18 protein-coding genes are annotated in these 18,834 nt (G+C 56.2%); 7 read left to right on the forward strand and 11 right to left on the reverse strand.

The features are described from left to right. Positions 1 to 120 precede the first annotated feature (120 nt). Positions 121 to 1,689 carry a multicopper oxidase CueO gene (gene cueO, locus UR504_RS15480; protein ID WP_111964017.1) on the forward strand — a complete coding sequence of 523 codons (1,569 nt, stop codon included), beginning with the start codon at positions 121 to 123 and terminating at the stop codon, positions 1,687 to 1,689. 87 nt (positions 1,690 to 1,776) lie between these two features. On the opposite strand, the gene UR504_RS15485 is transcribed toward cueO, so the two are convergent. Beyond that, positions 1,777 to 4,167 (reverse strand): glucose/quinate/shikimate family membrane-bound PQQ-dependent dehydrogenase, encoded by a 2,391-nt coding sequence (locus UR504_RS15485; protein ID WP_274242066.1) that lies wholly within the window; start codon positions 4,165 to 4,167, stop codon positions 1,777 to 1,779. A gap of 208 nt (positions 4,168 to 4,375) precedes the next feature. Between UR504_RS15485 and hpt the strand changes: the two genes are divergently transcribed. Next, positions 4,376 to 4,912, forward strand: coding sequence for a hypoxanthine phosphoribosyltransferase (gene hpt, locus UR504_RS15490; RefSeq protein ID WP_008501948.1), 537 nt, complete (start codon positions 4,376 to 4,378; stop codon positions 4,910 to 4,912). A gap of 61 nt (positions 4,913 to 4,973) precedes the next feature. Here the strand turns inward: hpt and can are convergent, their stop codons facing one another. Next, positions 4,974 to 5,636: a carbonate dehydratase gene (gene can / locus UR504_RS15495; protein WP_008501947.1), complete on the reverse strand. Its 663-nt coding sequence runs from the start codon at positions 5,634 to 5,636 to the stop codon at positions 4,974 to 4,976. A gap of 107 nt (positions 5,637 to 5,743) precedes the next feature. Here can and UR504_RS15500 point away from each other — a divergent pair, with 107 nt between their 5' ends. The 4 genes from UR504_RS15500 to UR504_RS15515 all read left to right on the forward strand — a co-directional run bounded on the left by UR504_RS15500 (position 5,744) and on the right by UR504_RS15515 (position 9,292). Further along, positions 5,744 to 6,670, forward strand: a complete 927-nt coding sequence (locus UR504_RS15500; protein ID WP_008501946.1) for an ABC transporter ATP-binding protein — start codon at positions 5,744 to 5,746, stop codon at positions 6,668 to 6,670. Further along, a complete protein-coding gene (locus UR504_RS15505; RefSeq protein ID WP_023334536.1) occupies positions 6,667 to 7,437 on the forward strand; it encodes an ABC transporter permease in 771 nt (256 codons plus the stop codon). Before UR504_RS15500 ends, UR504_RS15505 begins: the two co-directional genes overlap by 4 nt. A gap of 104 nt (positions 7,438 to 7,541) precedes the next feature. Further along, positions 7,542 to 7,982 carry a PTS sugar transporter subunit IIA gene (locus UR504_RS15510; RefSeq protein ID WP_023310429.1) on the forward strand — a complete coding sequence of 147 codons (441 nt, stop codon included), beginning with the start codon at positions 7,542 to 7,544 and terminating at the stop codon, positions 7,980 to 7,982. Between the two features lie 62 nt (positions 7,983 to 8,044). Next, complete coding sequence (locus UR504_RS15515; protein WP_302235820.1) at positions 8,045 to 9,292, forward strand: polysaccharide deacetylase family protein; 1,248 nt, start codon at positions 8,045 to 8,047, stop codon at positions 9,290 to 9,292. Positions 9,293 to 9,295: 3 nt separating this feature from the next. Here UR504_RS15515 and panD read toward each other — a convergent pair whose 3' ends face one another. The 9 genes from panD to thpR all read right to left on the reverse strand — a co-directional run bounded on the left by panD (position 9,296) and on the right by thpR (position 16,233). Beyond that, a complete protein-coding gene (panD, locus tag UR504_RS15520; RefSeq protein WP_006810068.1) occupies positions 9,296 to 9,676 on the reverse strand; it encodes an aspartate 1-decarboxylase in 381 nt (126 codons plus the stop codon). A 33-nt stretch (positions 9,677 to 9,709) separates the two neighbouring features. Continuing rightward, complete coding sequence (gene panC, locus UR504_RS15525; protein WP_111964013.1) at positions 9,710 to 10,561, reverse strand: pantoate--beta-alanine ligase; 852 nt, start codon at positions 10,559 to 10,561, stop codon at positions 9,710 to 9,712. Between the two features lie 11 nt (positions 10,562 to 10,572). Further along, positions 10,573 to 11,364 (reverse strand): 3-methyl-2-oxobutanoate hydroxymethyltransferase, encoded by a 792-nt coding sequence (gene panB, locus UR504_RS15530; RefSeq protein ID WP_045401071.1) that lies wholly within the window; start codon positions 11,362 to 11,364, stop codon positions 10,573 to 10,575. Positions 11,365 to 11,486: 122 nt separating this feature from the next. Continuing rightward, positions 11,487 to 11,966, reverse strand: a complete 480-nt coding sequence (folK, locus tag UR504_RS15535) for a 2-amino-4-hydroxy-6-hydroxymethyldihydropteridine diphosphokinase (protein ID WP_302235823.1) — start codon at positions 11,964 to 11,966, stop codon at positions 11,487 to 11,489. Beyond that, positions 11,963 to 13,360 carry a polynucleotide adenylyltransferase PcnB gene (gene pcnB, locus UR504_RS15540; RefSeq protein WP_072254544.1) on the reverse strand — a complete coding sequence of 466 codons (1,398 nt, stop codon included), beginning with the start codon at positions 13,358 to 13,360 and terminating at the stop codon, positions 11,963 to 11,965. The genes folK and pcnB overlap by 4 nt, the downstream gene beginning before the upstream one ends. A gap of 42 nt (positions 13,361 to 13,402) precedes the next feature. Then, positions 13,403 to 14,293 carry a tRNA glutamyl-Q(34) synthetase GluQRS gene (gene gluQRS / locus UR504_RS15545; RefSeq protein ID WP_302235825.1) on the reverse strand — a complete coding sequence of 297 codons (891 nt, stop codon included), beginning with the start codon at positions 14,291 to 14,293 and terminating at the stop codon, positions 13,403 to 13,405. Between the two features lie 59 nt (positions 14,294 to 14,352). Then, a complete protein-coding gene (dksA, locus tag UR504_RS15550) occupies positions 14,353 to 14,808 on the reverse strand; it encodes an RNA polymerase-binding protein DksA (RefSeq protein ID WP_001155232.1) in 456 nt (151 codons plus the stop codon). A 176-nt stretch (positions 14,809 to 14,984) separates the two neighbouring features. After that, positions 14,985 to 15,689 (reverse strand): DNA/RNA nuclease SfsA, encoded by a 705-nt coding sequence (gene sfsA / locus UR504_RS15555; protein WP_320739872.1) that lies wholly within the window; start codon positions 15,687 to 15,689, stop codon positions 14,985 to 14,987. Continuing rightward, positions 15,679 to 16,233 carry an RNA 2',3'-cyclic phosphodiesterase gene (gene thpR / locus UR504_RS15560; protein WP_320739874.1) on the reverse strand — a complete coding sequence of 185 codons (555 nt, stop codon included), beginning with the start codon at positions 16,231 to 16,233 and terminating at the stop codon, positions 15,679 to 15,681. Before thpR ends, sfsA begins: the two co-directional genes overlap by 11 nt. A gap of 73 nt (positions 16,234 to 16,306) precedes the next feature. On the opposite strand from thpR, the gene hrpB reads away from it, so the two are divergent. Then, entirely contained in the window at positions 16,307 to 18,736 is a 2,430-nt protein-coding gene (gene hrpB / locus UR504_RS15565) for an ATP-dependent helicase HrpB (RefSeq protein ID WP_302235828.1), read from the forward strand. The last annotated feature ends 98 nt before the right edge of the window (positions 18,737 to 18,834 follow it).

Consider the following 18,834-nt stretch of genomic DNA (forward strand, 5'->3'; position numbering starts at 1 on the left):
ATTAACGTTAGCATACTTGATGCCAGTGCGACGATCTTTATTATTGCCGCTTTACTTGACCTTCCGGTAAGGGGAGGGTTTATGCTCAAAAGATCGCCTGCTGGAAATAAGGAAATGAACATGCAACGTCGTGATTTTTTAAAATATTCCGCTGTGCTGGGGGCTGCCAGCGCATTACCCCTCTGGAGCCGCGCGGTTTTCGCGGCTGACAGGCCTGCCTTACCCATCCCTGACCTGGTGACCGCTGACGCCCGCAGCCGTATCCAGCTTGTGGTTCAGGCAGGCAAAACAACATTCGGTGCGCACAACGCCACGACGTGGGGCTATAACGGCAATTTGCTCGGTCCGGCGCTTCAGCTGCGTAAAGGGAAAGCGGTGACGGTGGATATCCACAACACGCTCGCCGAAGAGACGACGCTGCACTGGCACGGGCTGGAAGTGCCGGGAGAGGTAGACGGCGGGCCGCAGGGCATCATCAAAGCGGGCGGCTCGCGCAGCGTCACTTTTACCCCCGACCAGCGCGCGGCGACCTGCTGGTTCCATCCGCATCAGCATGGTAAGACGGGCCATCAGGTGGCGATGGGGCTGGCGGGGCTGGTGCTGATTGAAGACGACGAAAGCCGCCTGCTGCGCCTGCCGAAGCAGTGGGGCATCGACGATGTGCCGGTGATTGTGCAGGACAAGAAATTCACCGCTGACGGGCAAATTGACTACCAGCTGGATGTGATGAGCGCGGCGGTAGGCTGGTTTGGCGACACGCTGCTGACCAACGGCGCCATTTATCCTCAGCACGCCGCACCGAAGGGCTGGCTGCGCCTGCGTCTGCTTAACGGCTGTAACGCGCGTTCCCTCAACTTCGCCACCAGCGATAAGCGTCCGCTGTACGTGGTCGCCAGTGACGGCGGCCTGCTACCGGAGCCGGTGAAAGTGAGTGAGCTGCCGATGCTGATGGGCGAACGCTTTGAGGTGCTGGTGGACATCAGCGACGGCAAGGCGTTTGACCTCGTGACGCTGCCGGTTAGCCAGATGGGGATGGCGGTCGCGCCGTTTGACAAGCCGCATCCGGTGCTGCGTATCCAGCCTTTACTGGTGACCGCTTCCGGCACGCTCCCTGATACGTTAACCACTATGCCAGCACTTCCGTCGCTTGATGGGCTTACGCAACGCAAGCTGCAGCTTTCTATGAACCCGATGCTCGATATGATGGGCATGCAGGCGCTGATGGCGAAATATGGCGATAAGGCGATGGCGGGAATGCATCACGGGCAGATGATGGGCCATATGAATATGGACCATGGAAAAATGGGCGGCATGGGGAACATGAATCACGGCGACCATGGCTTTGATTTCCACAACGCCAATATGATCAACGGCAAGGCGTTCGACATGAATACGCCGATGTTTGCTGCGACAAAGGGCCAGTTTGAGCGCTGGGTGATTTCAGGCGAAGGGGACATGATGCTGCATCCGTTCCATATCCACGGCACCCAGTTCCGCATTCTCTCTGAGAACGGTAAAGCGCCGGACGCGCATCGCGCGGGCTGGAAGGATACGGTGAAGGTGGAGGGCGGCGTCAGCGAGGTGTTGGTGAAGTTTGACCACGACGCGCCGAAGGAGTTTGCCTACATGGCGCACTGCCATCTGCTGGAACATGAAGATACGGGGATGATGCTGGGCTTTACCGTGTAAAAAAGCCGGGTGGCGGCTTCGCCTTACCCGGCCTACATAGCGTATCCATAGGCCCGGTAAGCGCGTAAGCGCCACCGGGCTTTTCAGTTACTTGTTTTCGTCAGGCAGCGCATACGCGACAATATAGTCGCCCATCTTCGTGCCAAACGAACCGTGACCGCCCGCAGAGATGACAACGTACTGCTTGCCATTCACTTCATAGGTCATCGGCGTGGCTTGTCCACCCGCTGGCAGACGGCCTTGCCACAGTTTCTCACCGTTGGTCATGTTGTACGCGCGCAGGTAGTTATCTGCGGTTGCCGCGATGAACAGCACGTTACCGGCGGTGGAAATTGGGCCACCCAGCATTGGCATACCCATATTGAACGGCACCGGAACCGGCATCGGGAACGGCATGCTGTCCTGTGGTGTACCAATACGTTTTTTCCACACGATCTGGTTAGTTTTCAGATCCAGACCGGAGATGTAACCCCAGGCAGGCTGTTTACACGGCAGACCAAACGGAGACAGGAACGGGTTCAGCGTTACGCCGAACGGTACGCCATACTGCGGCTGAATACCGGCTTCGGTACCGCTGCCTTTCGCGTCTTTCGGCTGCTCCATTGGGTTGCCCGGACCGCGTGGGATCAGACGGGAAACGAACGGTAGCGCCATTGGGTTAGCAATAGCGACCTGACGGTTAGGGTCAACGGAGATCCCGCCCCACTCGAACATCCCCAGGTTACCCGGGAAGACCAGCGTGCCCTGCTCAGAAGGCGGCGTGAAGATGCCTTCATAGCGCAGCTGATGGAACATCACGCGGCACACCAGCTGGTCAAACATCGTGGCGCCCCACATGTCTGCCCCGCTGAGGTCTTTCTTCGGACGGAAGCTCAGATCGGAGAACGGCTGGGTTTTGCTGACGTAATCGCCTTTCGCCGCACCCTGCGGAACCGGTTTTTCCGGTGCCGGCACAACCAGCTTGCCGTTGCTGCGATCCAGTACGAAGATGTTGCCGGTTTTCGCCGGAGCGTAAATCACCGGTACGGTTTTGCCGTTAACGGTAATGTCCGCCAGCGTCGGCTGGGACGGCATATCCATATCCCACAGATCGTGGTGAACGGTCTGATAGCTCCAGGCCAGCTTACCGGTGGTCGCGTTCAATGCCACGATAGCGCTGGCATAACGTTCCTGCTCCGGCGTGCGGTTACCGCCCCAGATATCTGGCGTAGTAACGCCCATCGGCAGGTAGACCAGATCCAGCTTCGCGTCATACGCTGCAGGTGCCCAGGAGTTTGGCGAGTTAAAGGTAAAGGTGTGCTCGTCCGACGGGATCGCATTCGGATCTTTCGCGCCCGGGTCGAAGGCCCACAGCAGTTTACCGGTATTCACGTCGAAACCACGGATAACGCCGGAGGTTTCACGCGTGGAGAAGTTATCCGTTACCGAACCGGCAATCACGATGGTTTTATCGGTGATGATTGGCGGCGAGGTTGGCTCGTACAGACCCGGCGTGGTGTCCGGCATATTGGTCTGCAGATTCAGGATACCTTTGTTGGCAAAGGTTTCACACAGCTTGCCCGTTTCGGCATTGATGGCGAACAGGCGACCATCGTTGACCGGCAGCATGATGCGGCGAGGACAGTCGGCAATGACTTCCGGGCTCGCGTTATCGGCGCGCGCTTCGTGATAAGAGACGCCACGGCAGGTCACGTGCTGGAAGGACGGGTTGGAGTTCAGCTGCGGATCGAAGTGCCATTTCTCTTTACCGGTGGCCGCGTCGAGCGCGAACAGACGCTGGTGCGCCGTACACAGATAAAGCATATCGCCGACTTTAATTGGCGTCACTTCGTTGGTCAGTTCACCCGGATCGTTCGGCATCTTAAGGTCGCCGGTACGGAATACCCAGGCTTCTTTCAGGTTCTTAACGTTGTCCGCGTTGATCTGCTTCAGCGGAGAGTAACGCTGGCCTTCCTGGTTACGACCATAGGCAGGCCAGTCGCCGTCAGCGACCTGTGAGATCGCTGCCGCAGGCGTCGATTCTGCATTCAGCGTACCGTTGATCTCCTGCGGGTCGTTAAAGCCGGCCCAGGTCAGGATACCCCCGCTGATCAGCAGCGCTACCACCAGCGCCGCAACGGCACCGCTGGACGGCACGATCAGGCGACGCCAGACGAACGGCAGGATCAGCCAGATACCGAAGAAGACCAGGATGTCACTGCGCGGCGTCAGCGCCCAGAAGTCAAAGCCGACTTCCCAGACGCCCCAGATCATGGTGGCAAGAAGGAGTGCGGCATACAGCCACAGTGCAGATTGTTTTCTACGCCAGAGCAGGACGGTTACGCCAAGCATAACCAGGCCCGCAATCGGGTAGTACCAGGAGCCGCCGATCGCGACCAGCCAGACGCCACCGATTAACAGGTACAGGCCGCAGAAGGCGGCGAATAGCGCTGTTAATGTCACCAGTAGACGCGGCTGTTTAGAGTTTGTTTCAGCCATAGAAAGTGTACTCGTCAGTTTTTGTTAATAATTTGCTAGCAACTAATTATAGGTATTAACAAGTGTGATCGGAATCACAATATTTGCTTTTTATAACTCATACGCCAGGCTTATCCATTTGCTGATATAATGAGGGGCTTGCGTATCAGTGCTGGATATTAACTCATCCGTATTGAGAGATTTTCATTAAAATCATTTGGTTAGTAATATGAAACATACTGTTGAAGTGATGATCCCGGAAGCCGAGATCAAAGCGCGTATCGCCGAACTGGGTCGTCAAATCACCGAACATTACAAGGACAGCGGCAGCGAAATGGTGCTGGTCGGTCTGTTGCGTGGCTCTTTCATGTTCATGGCAGACCTGTGCCGTGAAGTGCATGTGCCCCACGAAGTCGATTTTATGACCGCCTCCAGCTACGGCAGCGGCATGTCCACCACCCGTGATGTGAAAATCCTGAAAGACCTGGATGAAGATATTCGTGGCAAAGATGTGTTGATCGTTGAGGACATTATCGACTCCGGCAATACGCTGTCAAAAGTGCGCGAGATCCTGAGCCTGCGTGAGCCAAAATCGCTGGCGATTTGCACCCTGCTGGATAAGCCTGACCGCCGTGAAGTACAGGTGCCGGTAGAGTTCGTGGGTTTCTCAATTCCTGACGAATTCGTCGTCGGTTACGGCATTGACTACGCGCAGCGTTATCGCCATCTGCCGTATGTTGGGAAAGTGGTATTGCTGGACGAGTAATTGCGGGCTGATGCCCTCACCCCGGCCCTCTCCCGCAGGGAGAGGGAGAACATCCCCGGCTTTATTTATGATTCACATGCTTAAGCTGAAGGTTGGCAATCCCCGAACGGTAACGCTGCTCCAGCGTTTCGCGGTTGGTGGCGGTCACTTCCAGATTGCGCAGCAGACCATCGTGAATTCCGTACGCCCAGCCGTGGATAGAGACCTTCTGCCCGCGTTTCCAGGCTGATTGCATGATCGTTGAGTGGCCCAGGTTATACACCTGCTCCATCACGTTGAGTTCGCAAAGGGTATCCATGCGACGCTCCTGCGGCATTTCACCCAGCAGTGAGCTATGTTTGAACCAGATATCGCGGATGTGCAGTAGCCAGTTATCAATGAGCCCCAGCTCCGTGTTTTCAACCGCCGCCTGCACGCCGCCGCAGCCGTAATGGCCGCAAATGATGATGTGCTCGACTTGCAGAACGTCAACGGCATACTGAACAACAGAAAGACAGTTGAGATCGGTGTGAATCACCAGATTGGCAACGTTGCGGTGAACGAACAGTTCGCCGGGCTCAAGGCCGGTCAGGCGCTCCGCCGGTACGCGGCTGTCGGAGCATCCAATCCAGAGAAAGCGTGGGTTTTGCGCCTGCGCGAGTTTTCCAAAAAATCCGGGGTCTTCCTCCACCAGCATTTTTGACCATAGTGCATTGTTGCTGATGAGTGTATCTATGTTGTTCATGGAGGTTAGCGACCTGTAACCGAGTAATTGCGTTGCGCTACTATAGGGTAACCCGACTTTTAATGAAACCACACAACGTGTGTCAGAACTGAAGGTAAGTTAATTTCATGGCAATTGCACTGGAGCTTGAGCAGCTTAAAAAAACCTATCCGGGCGGCGTCCAGGCGCTGCGCGGAATAGATCTAAAAGTAGAGGCCGGTGATTTTTACGCGCTTCTGGGGCCGAACGGCGCGGGGAAATCGACCACCATTGGGATTATCAGCTCGCTGGTCAATAAAACGTCCGGACGGGTGAGCGTCTTTGGTTATGACCTGCAAAAAGATGTGGTGAACGCCAAGCGTCAGCTGGGTCTGGTGCCGCAGGAGTTCAACTTCAATCCGTTTGAGACGGTGCAGCAGATCGTCGTTAACCAGGCGGGCTATTACGGCGTCGAGCGTAAAGAGGCCCTCGAACGGAGCGAAAAATACCTCAAGCAGCTCGACCTGTGGGAAAAGCGTAACGAACGCGCACGGATGTTATCCGGCGGGATGAAGCGCCGCCTGATGATTGCCCGCGCGCTGATGCACGAGCCAAAACTGCTGATTCTTGATGAGCCAACGGCGGGCGTAGACATCGAGCTGCGACGCTCCATGTGGGGCTTCCTGAAGGATCTCAACGACAAAGGCACCACCATTATTCTGACCACCCACTACCTTGAAGAGGCGGAAATGCTCTGCCGCAACATCGGCATCATCCAGCACGGTGAGCTGGTGGAGAACACCTCGATGAAGAATCTGCTCTCCAAGCTGAAATCAGAAACCTTCATCCTCGATCTGGCGGCTAAAAGCCCGCTGCCGAAGCTTGAAGGGTATCAGTATCGCCTCGTCGATACCTCGACGCTGGAGGTGGAAGTGTTGCGCGAGCAGGGGATTAACAGCGTGTTCTCGCAGCTGAGCGCGCAGGGGATTCAGGTCTTAAGTATGCGTAACAAAGCGAACCGACTGGAAGAGCTGTTTGTCTCTCTGGTACAGGACAAACAAGGAGACAAGGCATGACGCATCTATACTGGGTCGCGCTGAAAAGTATCTGGGCGAAAGAGATTAACCGCTTTATGCGTATCTGGGTGCAAACCCTGGTGCCACCGGTCATCACGATGACGCTCTATTTCATCATCTTCGGTAACCTGATTGGTTCCCGGATTGGTGAAATGCACGGCTTTACCTATATGCAGTTTATCGTGCCGGGACTGATTATGATGGCGGTGATTACTAACGCCTACGCCAATGTAGCGTCGTCATTCTTCAGCGCTAAGTTCCAGCGCAATATTGAAGAGCTGCTGGTTGCGCCTGTGCCGACGCACGTCATTATCGCGGGCTATGTTGGCGGCGGCGTAGCGCGCGGGCTGTGCGTGGGGATCCTGGTCACGGCGATTTCGCTGTTCTTCGTGCCGTTCCAGGTCCACTCGTGGCTGTTCGTCGCGCTGACGCTGCTCCTGACGGCAATCCTCTTCTCGCTGGCCGGATTACTGAACGCTGTGTTCGCTAAGACGTTTGACGATATCAGCCTGATTCCGACCTTCGTGCTGACGCCGCTGACCTATCTCGGCGGGGTGTTCTACTCCCTGACGCTGTTGCCACCGTTCTGGCAGGCGCTGTCGCACCTGAACCCTATTGTCTACATGATCAGCGGTTTTCGTTTTGGCTTCCTCGGTATTACCGATGTGCCGCTGTTTACCACGGTTGCGGTGCTGGTGGTGTTCATCATCGCCTTCTACCTGCTCTGCTGGTATCTGATCCAGCGTGGACGCGGTCTGCGCAGCTAATCTTTTGCCCGGCGACGTTCTGTTTGCCGGGCACTTTCTTTGACAGTTATCACCGAAAGCTAACCTTCACTTCGCTAAACTACTTTCCTGCTAAGGAGAGAGTTATGCTGGGATGGGTTATCACCTGCCACGATGAACAGGCGCAGGAAATGCTGGATAAGCTTGAAGCCAGATTTGGCCCGCTGGTGCAATGCCGGGCGGTAAACTACTGGCGCGGGTTGAGCACCAACATGCTTAGCCGCATGATGTGCGATGCCCTGCATGAAACCGACACCGGTGATGGTGTGATTTTCCTTACCGATAAATCGGGCGCGGCGCCTTACCGCGCAGCCGCTTTGCTCAGCCATAAGCACGCGTGCTGTGAAGTGATCTCGGGTATTAACCTCTCCCTGCTGGCGTTAATGTATCCGCAGCGTGGATCCTTAAGCAGCGCTGAGTTTCGCCAGGCCATCGTGGCGCAGGGCGTTCCGGGCGTCAGCAGCTTGTGGCATCAGCAGCAAAAAAATCCTCCTTTCGTCCTGCTCCACGATTTGTATAAGAATTAAACGTTGGTATTGATGTCTCATTTGTTACAATAGCGGCAGTTTTCCGCACCGATTAAGACACCATGCTACCGCGCATTCTTTTCCTGCTATTGATGCTCATTTCCGGCGTCAGCTCAGCCAGTTTACTCAGCCAGCAAACGCTGCCTGCCCAGTACATGCAAACCACCGAAGACGCGGCGATCTGGGCGCAGGTGGGAAACAGCGTGATCAACGTCGGTAACGTGCGCGCCGGGCAGATCCTGGCCGTCGTGCCCGCGGCGGCGGACTACTATGAATTTCGCTTCGGTTTTGGCACGGGTTTTATCGATAAAGGGCACCTGGAGCCGGTTCAGGGGAAACAGCGCGTTGAGGACAGCCTCGGCGATCTCAATAAACCCCTGAGCAATCAGAATCTCATTACCTGGAAAGACACGCCGGTCTATAACGCGCCGTCGAGCGGTAGCGTGCCGTTCGGCACATTAAGCGCCAATCTTCGCTATCCCATATTAAACAAACTGAAAGACCGCCTGAATCAGACCTGGTTTCAGATCCGCATCGGCAATCGTCTGGCGTGGATCAGCAGCCTGGATGCGCAGGAAGATAATGGACTTCCGGTTCTGACCTACCATCATATTTTGCGTGATGAAGAAAACACGCGCTTTCGACATACGTCCACGACCACCAGCGTACGTGCGTTTAACAACCAGATGGCCTGGTTACGCGATCAGGGCTATACCACCCTGACGATGTACCAGCTGGAAGGGTACGTGCGTAACAAAATGAACCTGCCTGCAAAATCGGTGGTAATAACTTTTGACGACGGCCTGAAATCTGTCAGCCGCTATGCCTATCCTGTGCTGAAAGAATACGGCTTCAAGGCTACCGCATTTATTATCTCTTCCCGCATTAAAGGCCACCCGCAGAAATGGGACCCCAAATCGCTGCAGTTTATGAGCGTGCAGGAGATAAAGGGCATTCAGGATGTGTTTGATATTCAGTCACATACCCACTTCCTGCACCGCGTGGATGGGTATAAGCACCCGATTTTACTGAGCCGCAGCTATCACGTGATTTTGTTTGATTTTGAACGCTCGCGTCGCGCGCTGGCGCAGTTTAACCCGCGCGTGCTCTATCTTTCCTATCCGTTTGGCGGCTACGACAATAAAGCGATAAAGGCGGCAAATGATGCCGGTTTCCATCTGGCAGTGACGACGGTGAAAGGGAAGGTGAAGCCGGGGGATAATCCGTTCTTACTGAAACGCCTGTACATCTTAAGAACGGATTCGCTGGAAACAATGTCGCGGCTGATCAGCAATCAGCCGCAGGGATAATGCTTAAGCAACCTGAACCGGAATCGCCTTCGCGGTACGTTTCATGTCGTTGTCGCCTTCAAAATAGGCGACTTTCGGCTGCCAGCGGCGTGCCTCTTCATCAGACATCATCACGAAGCTGGCGATAATCACAATATCGCCCACGTCCGCGCAGTGCGCTGCCGCGCCGTTAACGGAGATGATTTTAGACCCGCGCTCGGCGGCGATGGCATAGGTTGAGAAACGTTTGCCGTTGTTAACGTTCCAGATATCAATCGCTTCGTTTTCAAGGATGCCCGCGGCATCAAGGAAATCCTGGTCGATGGCGCAGGAGCCTTCATAGTGCAGGTCGGCCTGGGTGACTTTCACACGGTGAAGCTTACCTTGCAGCATTTTGCGAATCATTACGTTTACCTTTCATCTTCCGGGTAGAGAAACCTACGCCAGTTCAACCACTTTGTTGTCGATTAGGCGGGCCTGACCAAGCCATGCCGCCACCAGAATGACCGCACGTTTGCTGGTCTGTGTAAGCTCCAGAAGCGTGTCGGCATCGCGAATTTGAATATCATCAGCGCGGAAGCCTTTATCGTTCAGCGCCTGTTCAGCCAGAGCAATAATCTCTTCGGCAGTTAACTCTTTCGCCAGAAGCTGTTCTGCCATGGTATTCATGACCTTGCTTAAGCCCGGCGCGATTTTACGCTGGTCGGCGGTCAGGTAGCCATTTCGCGAGCTGAGCGCCAGACCGTCTTTGGCGCGTACAATCGGTACGCCGACAATCTCGATATCGTAACCCATATCCGCAACCATCTTGCGGATCAGCGCCAGCTGTTGGAAATCTTTCTCACCGAAGCAGGCAACGTCCGGCTGCACAAGGTTGAACAGCTTGCTGACGATAGTGGAAACGCCGCGGAAATGACCCGGGCGGCTCGCGCCTTCGAGCATTGTGGAAATGCCCGGGACGTCAACGTAGGTTGCCTCTTCAGTACCCTGCGGGTAAACATCCGCCGGTGCAGGTGAGAAGACGATATCCGCATGGCGTTTTTTGAGCTTCTCGCAATCTTCCTGCAGGGTGCGCGGATAGCGTGCCAGATCGTCGGCGCGGTCAAACTGCATTGGGTTAACGAAGATACTGACCACCACGATATCTGCACGGGCTCTTGCTTCGTCAACCAGCTTCATATGGCCGTCATGCAGGTTGCCCATGGTCGGGACCAGTGCGATACGTTTACCTTCCTGACGCGCACGACGGATATGCTGGCGAAGCAGCGGCAGGGTTTCAATGATTAGCACAACGAGACTCCTTAATGGAAACTGTGTTCTTCACCCGGGTAAACACCGGATTCAACGTCGGCAATATACTGCCTGACCGCAGCGCGCATGTCGCCCGCTTCGGTGAGGAAATTTTTGGCAAATTTTGGAATATGTCCGCCAGTGATGCCAAAGGCGTCGTGCATCACCAGAATCTGACCGTCAGTCACGTTGCCCGCACCAATACCAATCACCGGAATCGACAGAGCTTCAGTAATGCGCTTCGCCAGCTCAACCGGCACGCACTCCAGCACCAGCAGTTGGGCACCTGCGGCTTCCAGCGCCAGGGCATCATCCAGCAGCGTCTGGGCTGCATCACCACGGCCCTGCACTTTATATCCACCAAAGATGTTGACGGATTGCGGCGTCAAACCCAAATGGCCGCACACCGGCACGGCACGCTCGGTGAGCATCTTCACCGTATCCACCAGCCATGCGCCGCCTTCAACTTTGACCATATTAGCGCCCGCACGCATCACCGCTGCCGCGTTTTCAAATGCCTGCTCCGGCGTGGCGTAGGCCATAAACGGCAGATCGGAAAGCAGCAGGCAGGCTGGGGCGCCACGGCGCACGGCGCGGGTATGGTAAGCGATATCCTCAACCGTCACCGGCAGGGTGGAATCATGTCCTTGTACCGTCATCCCTAACGAATCTCCGACCAGCATGACGTTGATCCCCTCTTCGGCAAACAGTTTGGCGAAGCTGTAGTCATACGCGGTGATGGTGGCGAAGCGTTTTTTTTCCTGTTTGCATTTCTGCAGTAAGGAGATGGTGGTTGGTTTCATACTGTTTCCTGATAGCCCAAAGCGAATCTTTGCGCATTCTAACAGTAACATTCGAGGGAACAATGATTTTAGGTAATCGATTAGCCACAATTACTTTGAGGCTAATCAGCAGGGGAACCCGATCACCAGCGAGCGGGTCTTTCCGCATTGAGGCAGTCCAGAATGGACTTAAGTGGGGTGCCATCCGGGAAGATAAGATCGGGGGCGACTTCAAACAGCGGCCAGAGCATAAACCCGCGATTTTTCATGTCGTAATGCGGAACGGTGAGACGTTCAGTGTTAATGGTCTCGTGACCAAACAGCATAATGTCGAGGTCCAGCGTGCGCGGTCCCCAGCGCTCGGCTTTGCGAACGCGGCCCTGCTGCAGTTCGATGCGCTGGGTGTTGTCCAGCAGCTCTTCTGGGCTCAGTTCAGTCTCAAGGATCACGGCGGCGTTCAGATAATCAGGCTGATCCTGCGGACCCAGCGGCGGAGTGCGGTAGAACGAGGAGACAGCCACAATCTTGCTTTGCGGGATCTCACCCAGCGCCTGTACGGCAGCATTCACCTGCTCCAGCGGAGAGGCTAAATTGCTGCCGATGGCGATATACGCGAGGGTCATGCTGTTCCTTCACGACGCGGCGCGCGTTTGCGCGGGCGACGATGACGGCGACGCGGTTCCGGCTCTTCATCCAGCCCGGTCAACATATCTTTCTGCTCTGGCGGGGCGGAGACCTGGAATTCAGCCCACCACTGCGCCAGACGCTGCAGCTCCTGGTTGCGTTCAATTTCCGCGCGCAGCGACAGGAGATCGAAGGCCGCGCGGAATTTAGGATGCTCCATCAGCTTCCAGGCGCGTTTGCCCTGACGACGGGACATGCGCAGCTGAAGCTGCCAGATGTCGCGCACCAGAGTGGTAATCCGTTTCGGAATGGCGAGCGTGCGGCAGCCTTCGTCCAGCACGTCGTTGGCGGCCAACGCGAACGCATCGTAATAGGCGAGTCCGCTCTCCTGGGTAATGCGCTGGGCCGTTTCCAGCAGCGGATACCAGAACATCGCGGCAAACAGGAACGCCGGGTTCACGCGCATGTCGTTGCGAATGCGGGTATCGGTATTTTTCAGCACCTGCGCAATCATCCGCTCCATTGGGCTGTCACCGTTTTCGGTGAAGTAGCGGGTAATGGTCGGGAACAGCGGCTGGAACAGGTTGTATTCGCGCAGCAGATTGTAGGTTTCAAAGCCGTGGCCGGCCTGCAGCAGCTTCAGGGCCTCTTCGAACAGGCGGGCAGGGGGCACGTCGTTAATCAGCGTCGCCAGACGCGGAATAGGCTCTGCCGTTTCCGGGCTGATGCGCATGTTCAGCTTGGCGGCGAAACGCACGGCGCGCAGCATACGCACGGGATCTTCACGATAGCGCGTTTCCGGCGTGCCGATCAGACGGATCAGACCTTCTTTCAGGTCCTGCATGCCGCCGACGTAATCGCGCACGGTGAAATCCGCCACGCTGTAATAAAGGCTATTGATGGTGAAGTCGCGACGCTGGGCATCTTCTTCGATGGATCCGAAGATATTGTCACGCAGCAGCATACCGTTCTGGCCGCGCTGTGACGTCGTGCGATCGGACGCGCCCGCTTCGTGGTGTCCGCGGAAGGTCGCCACTTCGATAATTTCTGGCCCAAACATCACGTGAGCCAGACGGAAACGGCGGCCAACGAGACGGCAGTTACGGAATAGTTTGCGCACCTGCTCAGGCGTGGCGCTGGTCGTCACGTCGAAATCTTTCGGTTTTTTGCCCAGCAGTAAATCACGCACTCCACCGCCTACGAGATAGGCCTCGTAGCCCGCTTTATTCAGACGATAGAGCACCTTGAGGGCATTTTCACTGATATCTTTGCGGGAAATTGTGTGCTGCTCACGCGGGATAACCGACATGTGTGGCTGTGCAATAGCATCGTTCGCCATGCTCTCTTCGCGGCTTAGCACTTTACGGCAAAAATTAGCGACTCGGGTAAAAATGGTACACCTCGTAGTGTGTTTTGTTATGAAAAAAGCGGCTAATCATAGCTCAGCGCAACGCATTTGAGAATGCTGGATTTTTGGCACTGCCGCGAGCGTCCAGTTGGCAACGGCCATTTTCAGCAGTTCGTCAATACGCAGATCCTGCCATTCGTTGGTTACATTCTGGTTGAGAAACCGCAGCGCGTCGATCAAAACAGGACGCGGATCGCCCTCTGGCAGGGCCGGGGCGTGGTTCTGCTTTGACAATTTTAAGCCCTGCGGATTAACCGCCAGCGGCAGATGAATGTAATCCGGGGCCGTCCAGCCAAACTGGTGATACAGCGATATTTGTCGCACGGTCGGCTCGACCAGATCCGCCCCGCGCACAATCTCCGTCACGCCCTGAAAACGATCGTCGACGACCACGGCCAGGTTGTAGGCGAAAAGGCCGTCACGACGGTGAATAATAAAATCCTCACGCGCCAGACGTTCATCGGCATGAATCTCACCGGAGAGGAGATCGTTAAAGCGCGTCACCGGGGAGCGCTGCTTGATGCGCACGGCGGCATTTTCCGGGGGAAGGTTGAGCGTACGACAGTGACCATCATAAACCCCTCCTACGCTCTGGATACGGGCGCGGGTGCAGGTGCAGTTATAGGCAAGCCCCCGATCGCGAAGCCAGGCCAGACGTTCCCGATAAGCATCGTGACGTTTTGACTGCCAGAGCACCTCGTCATCCCAGTGAAGACCGTAATGTTCCAGCTGACGCAGAATGGTCTCTGCTGCACCGGGAACTTCACGCGGAGGGTCAATATCTTCAATGCGGACAAGCCATTTTCCCAGGCGGGCGCGAGCCTGCAGGTAGCTGCCGAGCGCGGCAATTAATGAGCCGAAGTGTAATTCACCGGAAGGAGATGGCGCGAAGCGCCCAATATAGTGTGATTCAGACATATCAACAGTAACAAGGCGGGAGAGACTCCCGCCTTTGGAGTGTGTAAACAGCGCTGGTGTTAACCGGCCATCTGTTTTTCGCGGATTTCGGCCAGCGTTTTACAGTCGATGCACAGATCGGCGGTTGGACGCGCTTCCAGGCGACGAATACCGATTTCAACACCGCAGGATTCGCAGTAGCCAAAATCTTCGTCTTCGACTTTTTTCAGCGTTTTCTCGATCTTTTTGATCAGTTTGCGTTCGCGGTCACGGTTACGCAGTTCGAGGCTGAACTCTTCTTCCTGAGCGGCACGGTCTACCGGATCCGGGAAGTTGGCAGCTTCATCCTGCATATGAGTAACGGTGCGATCGACTTCATCCCTGAGTTGATTACGCCATGCTTCAAGAATACGCTTGAAGTGCGACAGCTGGGCTTCGTTCATATACTCTTCGCCCGGCTTCTCTTGATACGGCTCCACCCCAGCGATGGCGAGAATACTCAGGGACGATGTTTTACGGTTTTGCCCTTCTTGCATGTTGCTTCTCCTTAACACGCACTATCGATCCCCGTGTTGGGGGAAAAATCAGGTCGCTATAAATAGCAGATGCTTTTCCGTATGGCAATTATCTAAACGTAACACTTGACAAGCCTGTGAGGAAAAGCGTATTTGCGCACGCGGCCAGAACACTTATTCGTCAATCGTCTAATCCCTTATAAGACAATGGGAAGAGAGGATCTCAGAGTCATATTATCGGCAGAAAGTTCCGCTTTATAAGCGAAAACCTCTACCCCCTGCTTTTGTGCCTCATTCAACAATTGCGCGTATTTAGGGTCAATATGGCGGGCAGGGGAGAAACGTTCAATGGCTGAATGCAACACCGCAAACAGCAATACGGCGCGTTTGCCCGCCGCCGCAACACTCATTAGCTCTCGCAGATGCTTCTGGCCACGTAGCGTTACCGCATCCGGGAAGTAGCCATTTTCCTGTTCCGCTAACGTCACTGATTTCACTTCAATATAGCACTCCGGCCTGTCTTCCGCCTGTAACATGAAGTCAATTCTGCTGCCCTCATCGCCATATTTCACTTCACTTTTATGCGTGCCATATCCCAGCAGTTCGGGAATTGTGCCAAGGGTCAGCGCTTCCTTAACCAGCTGATTGGCGCGCTGGGTATTAACGCAAATAAATGCCCCGTTTTGGGTTTCGGTCATTTCCCAGGTATGGGCATATTTCCGTTTACTATTTTCTGATGTGGAATACCAGACCCTGTCACCCGGCGTCGCACATCCCGTCATGGCTCCGGTATTGGGGCAGTGCAGGGTGAGCTGAACCCCTTCGGGGGTAATCACGTCGGCGAGGAAGCGTTTGTAGCGTTGGATTAACGTGGCGTGCTGCAGAGGAGGACTAAACTTCATCAGAATTCCTTTCGGTGTTGCCCAGCGTCCAGCGCTGTAGCGGCGTATAACGGGTGCGTCCCTGTGCAAAGACGGATTCATAAAGCGCGAATGTGTTGACCGGAAACGCCCAGTGAAAACCCGGCGGCGGGATGGCAACGGCCTGACCGGCATCGCGCAGCAGCGTGATATGTGGATGAAACGGCTGTGGGCTCTGATAACAGCCGCTGCGCGCCGCCTGCGCGCGCAGTATGTTCGCTAGCTGCAATAATCCGCGCGGCGGCTGGCGCGTTCCCAGCCAGACCACGCGCGAACGCAGCCACTGACCCGCGTCGTCAAGTTGCAGCGTAAATTCCGGCTGGGCAATACGCCCGGCCATTGCGGCTAATGCCCGCTGTTTTTCGGCGCTGACGTCGCCCAAAAAGGCCAGCGTCAGGTGCAGGTTAGCCGCCGCAACAGGACGGCCTGCTTCCGGCGCGAAGTTGTCGGCACGCCAGCGAACAATTTGACGCTGTATCGTGGTGGGCAATTCAATGGCAAAAAACAGCCGTTTCGACTCAGGCATACGGAGGACTCGGTAATGATATGCGCCGATGCTACAATGTACGCCGACTAATGTTAACCCTCTGGAGCTGTTAGTGTCCTCATTGCCGGTCGCCGCCGTTCTTCCTGACCTTCTCGCTGCCTTACGCCACTCCCCGCAGGTTTTGCTGAATGCCCCGACGGGGGCGGGTAAGTCCACCTGGCTGCCGCTGCAGATTCTGAAAGACGGGAACATCAGCGGGAAAATTATCCTGCTGGAGCCGCGCAGGCTGGCCGCGCGCAACGTGGCGCAGCGCCTGGCGGAGCTGCTGAATGAAAAACCGGGCGAAACGGTAGGTTACAGGATGCGTGCCGAGACCTGCGTTGGCCCGACCACGCGTCTTGAAGTGGTCACCGAGGGCATTCTTACCCGTATGCTGCAAAACGATCCGGAGCTGAACGGCATTGGGCTGGTGATCCTGGATGAATTCCACGAGCGCAGCCTGCAGGCGGATCTGGCCCTCGCGCTGTTGCTGGACGTTCAGCAGGGGCTGCGCGACGATCTCCGGCTTTTGATAATGTCGGCCACGCTGGACAATGAGCGGCTACGGCAGGCGCTACCCGATGCGCCTGTTATCAGCTCTGAAGGGCGGGCGTATCCCGTTGAACGCCGCTATCAACCGCTTCCGACCCATCAGCGTTTTGACGAAGCGGTCGCCATCGCAACCGCAGAACTGCTGCGTCAGGAACCCGGCTCGCTGCTATTGTTTTTGCCGGGTGTCGGTGAGATCCAGCGCGTGCAGCAGCAGCTTTCTACCCGCGTAGGCGGCGATGTGCTGCTTTGCCCGCTTTACGGCGCGCTGTCGCTGCAGGATCAGCGTAAAGCTATCCTTCCAGCTCCGGTTGGGCAGCGCAAGGTGGTGCTGGCAACCAACATTGCTGAAACCAGTTTGACCATTGAAGGTATTCGCCTGGTGGTGGATAGCGCGCAGGAGCGGGTAGCAAGCTTTGACCCGCGTACCGGGCTGACTAAACTCCTGACGCAGCGCATCAGCCAGGCGTCGATGGTGCAGCGCGCGGGCCGTGCGGGGCGTCTTGAGCCGGGTATCTGCCTGCATTTGACCAGCGCGGAACAGGCTGAACGCGCGGCGCAGCAAAGCACGCCAGAAATTTTACAAAGTGATTTGTCGGGTCTGGTGATGGATCTGCTGCAGTGGGGCTGTCCGGATCCTGGACAGCTTACCTGGCTTGATTCTCCCCCTGTCGTTAACCTCGCCGCTGCGCGCACGTTGCTGACGCAGCTTGGCGCGCTGGAAGGCGAGCGTCTGACGGTACGCGGCCAGAAAATGGCGGCGCTGGGCAACGATCCGCGTCTGGCTGCGATGCTGGTGGCTGCGCAAGGGGAAGATGAAATTGCCACGGCGGCAAAACTGGCGGCTATTCTTGAGGAGCCGCCGCGTGGAGGCAACAGCGATCTGGGGCAGGCTTTTTCGCGCAATCAGGGAAACTGGCAGCAGCGGGCGCAGCAGTTGTGCAAACGCCTGAATAGCGGGGGAGGAGTGCCTGACAGCGATAAGATTGCCTTCCTGCTGGCCCAGGCCTTCCCGGACAGGATTGCGCGTCGGCGCGGGCTGGACGGTCGCTACCAGCTGGCAAACGGCATGGGTGCGATGCTGGACAGCGATGACGCCCTGACGCGTCACGAGTGGCTGATTGCGCCGCTCCTGCTGCAGGGCAGCCATTCTCCGGATGCGCGTATCCTGCAGGCGATAGCCGTAGATATTGACGCTCTGACGCTTACCTGTCCGCAGCTGCTTCAGCAATCTGATACCGTGGAGTGGGATGACGCCCAGGGCACGCTTAAGGCGTTTCGTCGCAGCCAGATTGGAAAGCTGACGCTTGGAACGAAGCCGCTGGCGAAGCCGTCGGAAGAAGAGCTGCATCAGGCGATGCTGAACGGCATTCGGGAAAAAGGGTTGAGTGCCCTGAACTGGACGCCGGAAGCGGATCAGTACCGCATTCGTCTGCACTGCGCCGCGAAGTGGCTACCGGAATATAGTTGGCCTGCGGTGGATGACGAGACGCTGCTGGCTACGCTTGAGCGCTGGCTACTGCCGCAAATGAGCGGCGTACACTCTCTGCGAGCCCTTAAGGCGCTTGATGTTAAGACCGCGTTACAGAATTTACTGGACTGGTCATTACGTCAACGTCTGGATAGTGAACTGCCAGGGCATTACACTGTGCCGACCGGAAGCCGGATTAGTATCCGTTATCATGAGGATAATCCGCCGGCGCTGGCGGTTCGGATGCAGGAGATGTTTGGTGAAGCCACCACGCCGTCCATTGCGGAAGGGCGCGTGCCGTTGGTGCTTGAACTGCTGTCGCCTGCGCATCGCCCCTTGCAGATCACCCGAGATTTAGGGGCGTTCTGGGCGGGGAGCTACCGTGACGTGCAGAAAGAGATGAAGGGGCGATACCCCAAACACGTCTGGCCGGACGATCCGGCGAATACGGCGCCGACGCGGCGAACGAAGAAATATTCGTGAAAGGGATGTGCGGCCTGATGCCCTCACCCCGGCCCTCTCCCACAGGGAGAGGGAGAACTAATTTTGAGAGATTTCTTCTTTCACAGGCCTGTGAAAGA

Source organism: Enterobacter sp. 241F3 (genome assembly GCF_034106785.1).
Classification (GTDB): Bacteria; Pseudomonadota; Gammaproteobacteria; order Enterobacterales; family Enterobacteriaceae; genus Enterobacter; species Enterobacter vonholyi.